Source organism: Enterobacter sp. 01-M-03-SI-ECC (assembly GCF_047530215.1).
Lineage (GTDB): Bacteria > Pseudomonadota > Gammaproteobacteria > Enterobacterales > Enterobacteriaceae > Enterobacter > Enterobacter chengduensis.
The window spans coordinates 1-7,329 of the sequence record NZ_JBLKDA010000063.1 but is presented as its reverse complement, the minus strand read 5'-3'; the positions used below and the strand labels follow the sequence as shown (position 1 = coordinate 7,329).

Here is a 7,329-nt window from a genome sequence, read left to right as displayed (position 1 = left end):
TGGAAAGAGTTCTTACCCAGATCGATACCAATAAGCGCAATGTTTTCCATGATGGTTCTCCGAATGAAAGCCTGTCCTCAGCATAGTACTGGGAAGGAGGGAGTGACCATCTCATTAAATAAAGCACGCTAAGCTGTGGAAGCCCCTGCCAAGCTCGTTCCACCTTGCAACGACGCAATCAGCGGACACGAAACATTCCCCTGCCGCGAATGGCAGGCGCACACCAGGTCAGACAGCACAGCCTCCATGCGCGCCAAATCGGCCATCTTCTCGCGCACGTCTTGGAGCTTGTGCTCGGCCAGGCTGCTGGCCTCCTCGCAGTGGGTGCCATCGTCGAGCCGCAGCAACTCGGCGATTTCATCCAGGCTGAAGCCCAACCGCTGGGCCGATTTCACGAATCGCACCCGTGTCACGTCCGCCGCGCCATAGCGGCGAATGCTGCCATAGGGCTTGTCCGGCTCGGGCAACAAGCCCTTGCGCTGATAGAACCGGATGGTCTCCACGTTGACGCCGGCTGCCTTGGCAAAAACGCCAATGGTCAGGTTCTCCAAATTATTTTCCATACCGCTTGACTCCGTACATGAGTACGGAAGTAAGGTTACGCTATCCAATTCAAATTCGAAAGGACAAGCCGAGGAAGGTAGCGGACGACTCATTGGGGTACAGGCAGTGGCCCCGGAAGCGGGCGAGCTGATCCAGACGGCGGTGCTCGCGATCCGTAACCGCATGACCGTACAGGAACTGGCTGACCAGTTGTTCCCCTACCTGACGATGGTCGAGGGGCTGAAGCTCGCGGCGCAGACCTTCACCAAGGATGTCAAACAATTGTCCTGCTGCGCAGGATGAAAGGAGATGGAACCATGAAGCTCGCCCCATATATTTTAGAACGTCTCACTTCGGTCAATCGTACCAATGGTACTGCGGATCTCTTGGTCCCGCTACTGCGGGAACTCGCCAAGGGGCGTCCGGTTTCACGAACGACACTTGCCGGGATTCTCGACTGGCCCGCTGAGCGAGTGGCCGCCGTACTCGAACAGGCCACCAGTACCGAATATGACAAAGATGGGAACATCATCGGCTACGGCCTCACCTTGCGCGAGACTTCGTATGTCTTTGAAATTGACGACCGCCGTCTGTATGCCTGGTGCGCGCTGGACACCTTGATATTTCCGGCGCTGATCGGCCGTACAGCTCGCGTCTCATCGCATTGCGCTGCAACCGGAGCACCCGTTTCACTCACGGTTTCACCCAGCGAGATACAGGCTGTCGAACCTGCCGGCATGGCGGTGTCCTTGGTATTGCCGCAGGAAGCAGCCGACGTTCGTCAGTCCTTCTGTTGCCATGTACATTTCTTTGCATCTGTCCCGACGGCGGAAGACTGGGCCTCCAAGCATCAAGGATTGGAAGGATTGGCGATCGTCAGTGTCCACGAGGCTTTCGGCTTGGGCCAGGAGTTTAATCGACATCTGTTGCAGACCATGTCATCTAGGACACCGTGATCGGATATCGACCCAATGTTCTACGGCACCGGCATCGGATTCGCAGCGCGCGGATTGAACTCGGCGAAACGGTATATGCATTGCCGTGAACCGACCAAAAGGAGGTGTTCGATGAACGCCTACACGGTGTCCCGGCTGGCCCTTGATGCCGGGGTGAGCGTGCATATCGTGCGCGACTACCTGCTGCGCGGATTGCTGCGGCCAGTCGCCTGCACCACGGGTGGCTACGGCCTGTTCGATGACGCCGCCTTGCAGCGACTGTGCTTCGTGTGGGCCGCCTTCGAGGCGGGCATCGGCCTCGGCGCATTGGCGCGGCTGTGCCGGGCGCTGGATGCGGCGAACTGCGATGAAACTGCCGCGCAGCTTGCTGTGCTGCGTCAGTTCGTCGAACGCCGGCGCGAAGCGTTGGCCAATCTGGAAGTGCAGTTGGCCGCCATGCCGACCGCGCCGGCACAGCATGCGGAGAGTTTGCCATGAACAGCCCCGAGCGCATGCCGGCCGAGACGCACAAACCGTTCACCGGCTACCTGTGGGGCACGCTGGCCGTGCTGACTTGCCCCTGCCACCTGTCCATCCTCGCTGCCGTGCTGGCCGGCACAACCGCCGGTGCATTCCTTGTCGAGTATTGGGTCATCACGGCGCTCGGTTTGACCGGCCTGTTTCTTCTGTCACTGGCGCGGGCGTTGCGGGCATTCAGGGAAAGATCATGAGCGCTTCCCGGCCGGATGGATGGACTACGGCGGAGGGCCCAAGCGTTCGAGCGCGGGCAAGGCTTTCTGTTCGCAAAGCCGATGCCGGCGGCGGCATTCGCCGTCTTCGTCAGTCAATGGAGGGGTGCCACCATGAATGCAAATGATCCGACCGCCACCAGTTGCTGCGTGTGCTGCAAGGAAATTCCGCTCGATGCCGCCTTCACACCGGAAGGCGCGGAGTACGTCGAGCACTTCTGCGGGCTGGAGTGTTATCAACGTTTCCAGGCGCGGGCCAGCACTGCGACCGAAACGAGCGGCGAACCGAACGCTTGCGGTTCGCCGCCGTCAAATTGAGACAAACCACGCTTTCGCTACGTCGCCTCATGTCGGCATCAAATTCGGCTGAGTAGCTTCTCGCCATCTGGACGTAGCTCGCCCTTGGGTGAAATATGCCGATACAGGGTCTGCCGCGTGATGCCAAGTTCCTGGCACAGGTCGCCGACCTTGGTCTCTGACTGCCCCATTGCCGCCATCGCCAGCCGCAGCTTGGCGGCGGTCATCTTGAACGGCCGGCCGCCTTTCCGGCCGCGTGCCCGTGCTGAGGCCAGGCCCGCCACGGTGCGCTCGGCGATCAACTCGCGCTCGAACTCGGCCAGCGCGGCGAAGATACCGAAGACCAGCTTGCCGGCGGCGGTCGTGGTGTCAATGGCCGCGCCGTGCCCGGTCAGCACCTTGAGGCCGATGCCGCGTCCGGTCAGGTCATGGACGGTATTGATCAGATGGCGCAGGTCGCGCCCGAGCCGATCCAGTTTCCAAACGACCAACGTGTCGCCTGGCCGTAGTGCCTTCAGACAGCTCGCCAGACCGGGACGATCCTCGCGTTTTCCGGACGCTTGGTCTTCATAGAGATGCGCCGGATCAACACCGGCCGCGACCAGCGCATCGCGCTGCAAGTCCGTCGCCTGGGAGCCATCCGCCTTCGATACTCGCATGTAGCCAATCAGCATCTTGTACCTGTCACATATACGTTCGATTATGTGACAGTTTGCATCGGGAAGCTCTGCACGTCAAAATTTGTCACTTAACCCGTCATTCTGTCTAAGGCATGCAAAGGGTAGGCTAGGCTCATAATGTGACAGAAATTCCGGGGGGATGCCTTCCTTCGCGAAGGTGGCGCGCAACTGTTCCAAGGAAGCGGGGTCGCGCCGACCATAGGAAGCCAACGCGAACAGCGAGCGTGCCGTCTCGGGGTTGTGTCGTGCTTCAATGATGGCCTCATCAATGGCCTGGATTGCACGCTGCCAGTGATCGACGGGTTCGGGCTTCGGCGCTTTCGCCGGCAGGCCACTGGTGAACCCGGTTTGGGGCTCGGACCAGAATAGCTTTGCGTGCTCGCCTGGCGGGCTTATATCCCTCACCTCAATCAAGCTGATTGCCGTTGCCGCCGCCTCCAGCATCTGCAACCGTACTGCCGGGTTCAGGGTTTCATACGGTCGCCACAGACTTTGCCCAGCACGCAGCGGATGCCCGCAGCATTCCCAGATTTGGCGGAGATACCCCGCGTAGGTGCCGCACGTCGAAAGCGGGGTGTTCAGCTCATCGAGCAGCGTGCGTAGCAGCCTAAACCACAATCCGGCGTGGATGCGTCGGCGCGGCAACTCCACGTGGCCGGTCGTCAGTGCCTGCCAGGTACGCTGGTCCATCGCCGCAATCGCGTCGCTGGCAGTGCGCGGTTCGGCGTCGGCGTTCTCCCAGCCGAGAAACCGCCCTGGCACGCCCCAATAGGATTCCAGCCAGCAGCCATGCAGTGGGCAGCTCAGCATCAGGGGCAGCTTCCACGCGAGCAGTACGGCTTGGTTCTCCGGATCGTTCAGACAGAGCGGGCAGGCGCGATGTATCGGCTGGCTGGGCAGCCAGGCACGCCAGCTCGTGATGGATCGCGTCCTACGGCGGAGTTTCGGCAGCAGCACCGAGAGCTGGAACGCATAGGTTTCCAATGCATCTGGAATCTGATCATCAAGGCTGTCCAGTAGCCAAGGCACCCAGCCGGCGAAACTCATGCAACGCAGCCGGTCCGGCTCGATGCCGCTCCGCTGGGAGAGCATCGCCAGCAGCGCCAGTGGTGGCGCGGTGTCCAGGTCATCAACCTGGCCGTGACCAAGATCGTGCTCCAGCAGCTCGGACACCTCCATGTGATAGCAAAGGGCCACGCGGTTGAGCCACGAAGACAAGGCTTCGCCTTCCCTGGGAGCCGGATGCAGTGGCCAGTGTGGCGCTGGCTTCACATCAGTTCCCGCTCGAATTGCCGCCGCCGCTCGCTGGGACCGGTGTAATCGGCCATGCTGAGCGTGCGATGGTTGATCGCTTCCTCACCGCTCTCCACGGCAGCGACGGCCGCCGCCATCAACAGGTGCGCCAGCTCGCCGATGGTGCCCTCGCTGCGCGTGAGCAGGTAGCGGGCCATATCCAGCGTGGCAATCGACGAGGGTCGCCGCAGCGGGAGCGAAGCCGCGAAGCTGGCCAGCAGTGAGCAGCAATCGTCGTTGGCCTCCCACACCGGCAGCATCATCGGCTCGAAGCGGTTTTCCAACTGGTCGTCCGAGCGGATCGCCAAGTAGGCATCGCGTGTGCCGACCCCGACCAGCGGGATGCGCAGCTCGTTGCCGAGGAAACGCAGCAGGTTGAGGAATTCCCGGCGGTTGACGCTGTTGCCGGCCAGGACGTTGTGCAATTCGTCGATCACCAGCATGCGCACGCCGACCTTGCGTAGCAGTGCCAGCGCCAATTGCTCCATTTCCGGCAGCCGTGGGCGCGGGCGCAATGGCGCGCCCATCGCGGCAAGTAGCGCGACGTAGAAGCGGATTACCGACGGTTCGGATGGCATCTGCACGACCAGTACCGGAATGTGCTCCTGGTCGGCGTCGGAGCTGGCCGGGTGGGTGCGGCGGAATTTCTCGACGATCATCGACTTGCCGTTGTTGGTTGGACCGACCAACAGCAGGTTGGGCATGCGTTGTTTGTTCGGCCACGCATACAGGGCTTCCAGCCGATTCAGCGCCTCGACTGCTCGCGGATAGCCGATCCAGCGGTCAGCGCGAAGGCGATGGATGCGTTCGTCCGCCGGAAGACGGGCCAAGCCCTGGGCCACCGGCATCAGGTGGGACAAGTCGATGATGGGATATTCTTCCACGGCTACCACTCCTCAATCTGGTCGAACGGTTTGGCAGGTGGCTGGTTGTCTGCCTGCGGGTCAGCCATGTCCGCGTCCGGTGGTGGCGTGGTTTTGAAAAGAACTGCCGTTGCCTTGAGATGCTGGCGTCGATCCGCGTCGCGCCGCGCCTTGCGCGTAGCTTTCTGCGCGGTGGACACGATTTCGCGCATCTGGCCGATCATGCGAAACAGCGCCGACTCATCCACCTGTTCGCGCCCTTGCTGCCGCAATTTCGCCAGCGCCTGTCGTTGTTCCCAGAGGGTGACAGCCGGGTGCGACAAGGTGCGGTATGGAATTTCCAGATAGTGCTGCCCCTCCGGCTCCAGCACCCAAATGCGGCTGATGTCGCGCGGGTCGCGCCGGATCAGGAACGCAGGCAAGCGGTCGCGCCGAGCTATCCACGGCTTGAGCGCATCGGCGTAGTAATGGATGTGGTCGATGACGAAGCCGGTGCGGGTCAGCGTGCGGCGGATGATGGGCAGAAAATCGACCAGAAAAGCCGTGGTGCGAGTGATGACGGTTGGCACGCCGGTCCGCGCGATAGCTTCGGCCCAGCGCGCTGCCGGCGGCTGGAGCAGGCCGTTGTGCACGGAGCCGTGGTAGGTGCCGACCGCCAATGTGAGCCAGCGCTCCAGCTCACGCAGCGTCAGGGCGGCCTTGTTTTCGGAATCGTAGTCGCCGCGCTGGTCAGGGTTGGAGAAGGTCGTCCCTGGCAATTCGTCGTGGATCATCTGCATCGCCGTGCCGATGATCCGTTCCACGATGCCGCCGTAGTGCGGCTGCCCGAGCGGGCGATAGTCAAGCCGGATGCCATGCTGCTCGCAGCCTCGGCGTAGCGCTTCGCTCTTGAACTCGGCCGCGTTGTCCAGGTAGAGCAGCCTGGGCTTGCCGCTCATCGGCCACTCCATTTCTATGTTCAGACCCTCCAGCCAGGGACGCTTGTCGCAGGCGACATGCACAAGGCACAGGCCGACCGAAACAGATGACGGCGCTTCCAGCGTGACGACCATGCCGAGCACGCAGCGGGTAAACACGTCGATGGCGATGGTCAGATACGGACGGCCAATCGGTTGCCGGTCGCGCTCGTCCACCACGATCAGGTCGATGACCGTGTGATCAATCTGCACTTGTTCCAGTGGCGCGGTCACGGCGGGAGGCTCACCACCGACACCTTGCAGGCTGCGGGACGCATCCTGACCTTCCCGGCGGCGAGTGGCCTTGAGCGGATCGAGGCCGGCGATCCGCAGAGCCACGGTGTTGCGCGCCGGCGCCCGCAGCTTTTGCGCTTTGCAAGCCTGCGCGACCTCGCGGTGGAACGCTGCCAGGCTACGCTTCTGCTTGGTCAGGAAGCGCTTTTGCAGCAACTCGCGGATGATGCGCTCAACTGATTCCGGCAAGCGTCCCTTGCCTTTTCCGCCGCCGGATCGGCTGCGAGCCAGGTCCGTCACAAGCCCAGCACCTTGCCGGGCACGGCGGATTAGGACATACACCTGCCGCCTGGACAGGCCAAGCGCGTGAGCAGCGGCATCGGCGGCTTCATGCCCGACCACATCAAGCGCTGCCAGCGGCCCGATGATTTCCGCCCGTTGCCGGGCCTGCGCCCAAGCCGCATCGGGCAGGGTGGCCACGCCTTGCTCGGCAATCAATGATGTGTCTGACGCCATGCTCACACCTCGCTTTGGTGCACACGAGTATTGAGCATAGTCGAGATTGGTGCAGATGACTTCTGATATTGCGTTGTCAGGAGTCGCCTGCACATCTGGCGTTACGCCCCGTCAATTGGTGCAGTCGTCTTCTGAAAATGACAACTATCATGGAAAACATTGCGCTCATTGGTATCGATCTGGGTAAAAACTCTTTCCATATTCATTGCCAGGATCGTCGCGGGAAGGCTGTTTACCGTAAAAAATTTACCCGGCCAAAGTTG

9 protein-coding genes and 2 pseudogenes are annotated in these 7,329 nt (G+C 61.8%); 6 read left to right on the top strand and 5 right to left on the bottom strand.

Annotation, left to right across the window (positions count from 1 at the left end):
- Window positions 1-128: 128 nt before the first annotated feature.
- On the bottom strand, window positions 129-563 hold the full coding sequence (locus ACMWKK_RS25570) for a mercury resistance transcriptional regulator MerR (RefSeq protein WP_010981353.1): 435 nt from the start codon (window positions 561-563) through the stop codon (window positions 129-131).
- Window positions 564-633: 70 nt separating this feature from the next.
- On the opposite strand from ACMWKK_RS25570, the pseudogene ACMWKK_RS25565 reads away from it, so the two are divergent.
- From ACMWKK_RS25565 to ACMWKK_RS25545, 5 genes and pseudogenes are all read left to right on the top strand, one after another.
- A pseudogene (locus ACMWKK_RS25565) lies at window positions 634-846 on the top strand (mercuric reductase); the annotation flags it as partial.
- A gap of 14 nt (window positions 847-860) precedes the next feature.
- Window positions 861-1,499, top strand: a complete 639-nt coding sequence (gene merB / locus ACMWKK_RS25560) for an organomercurial lyase MerB (protein WP_000761850.1) — start codon at window positions 861-863, stop codon at window positions 1,497-1,499.
- A 111-nt stretch (window positions 1,500-1,610) separates the two neighbouring features.
- Window positions 1,611-1,976 (top strand): mercury resistance co-regulator MerD, encoded by a 366-nt coding sequence (merD, locus tag ACMWKK_RS25555; RefSeq protein WP_031942307.1) that lies wholly within the window; start codon window positions 1,611-1,613, stop codon window positions 1,974-1,976.
- Window positions 1,973-2,209: a broad-spectrum mercury transporter MerE gene (gene merE, locus ACMWKK_RS25550; protein WP_005413392.1), complete on the top strand. Its 237-nt coding sequence runs from the start codon at window positions 1,973-1,975 to the stop codon at window positions 2,207-2,209. Before merD ends, merE begins: the two co-directional genes overlap by 4 nt.
- Before the next feature lie 15 nt (window positions 2,210-2,224).
- Entirely contained in the window at window positions 2,225-2,545 is a 321-nt protein-coding gene (locus ACMWKK_RS25545; protein ID WP_010981356.1) for a DUF3330 domain-containing protein, read from the top strand.
- Between the two features lie 38 nt (window positions 2,546-2,583).
- On the opposite strand, the gene ACMWKK_RS25540 is transcribed toward ACMWKK_RS25545, so the two are convergent.
- From ACMWKK_RS25540 to ACMWKK_RS25525, 4 genes are read right to left on the bottom strand one after another with little or no spacing between them, the layout of a single operon-like run.
- A complete protein-coding gene (locus ACMWKK_RS25540) occupies window positions 2,584-3,198 on the bottom strand; it encodes a recombinase family protein (protein WP_010981357.1) in 615 nt (204 codons plus the stop codon).
- Window positions 3,199-3,258: 60 nt separating this feature from the next.
- Window positions 3,259-4,476, bottom strand: coding sequence for a TniQ family protein (locus ACMWKK_RS25535; protein WP_011405615.1), 1,218 nt, complete (start codon window positions 4,474-4,476; stop codon window positions 3,259-3,261).
- Complete coding sequence (locus ACMWKK_RS25530; protein WP_000393453.1) at window positions 4,473-5,381, bottom strand: TniB family NTP-binding protein; 909 nt, start codon at window positions 5,379-5,381, stop codon at window positions 4,473-4,475. Before ACMWKK_RS25530 ends, ACMWKK_RS25535 begins: the two co-directional genes overlap by 4 nt.
- A 2-nt stretch (window positions 5,382-5,383) precedes the next feature.
- Entirely contained in the window at window positions 5,384-7,066 is a 1,683-nt protein-coding gene (locus ACMWKK_RS25525) for a Mu transposase C-terminal domain-containing protein (protein ID WP_010791757.1), read from the bottom strand.
- A 149-nt stretch (window positions 7,067-7,215) separates the two neighbouring features.
- On the opposite strand from ACMWKK_RS25525, the pseudogene ACMWKK_RS25520 reads away from it, so the two are divergent.
- A pseudogene (locus ACMWKK_RS25520) lies at window positions 7,216-7,329 on the top strand (IS110 family transposase); the annotation flags it as partial.